Below are 263 nucleotides of genomic sequence, written 5' to 3'. Positions count from 1 at the left end.
GCTCATTCTTGCCGAGCATTGGACACCTTATCTTGAGAACCTTCATGTCTGTATGACCGATGCCACCTGTTATGAAAGTCATCTGCGTTTCCCTACTGATACCAAACTCTTATGGGAAGGTATTGTATGGCTTCATCGTCATCTGTGCAAACATTGCCAGACCTTGCACATACAACGTCCCCGTAACAAGTATCTTGATGTACGCCGTGCCTATCTTGCTTATAGCAAACTGCGTAAACGCAGGAAATCACAGACTCGTATGC

1 pseudogene is annotated in these 263 nt (G+C 45.6%); it reads left to right on the top strand.

The window, feature by feature from the left end:
- Positions 1-263: pseudogene (locus tag BSAG_RS23690) on the top strand (DDE transposase); the annotation flags it as partial.

Origin of the sequence: Bacteroides sp. D1, assembly GCF_000157095.2 — a bacterium.
Taxonomy (GTDB): Bacteria; Bacteroidota; Bacteroidia; order Bacteroidales; family Bacteroidaceae; genus Bacteroides; species Bacteroides xylanisolvens.
This window is presented reverse-complemented; position numbering and strand designations above follow the sequence as displayed.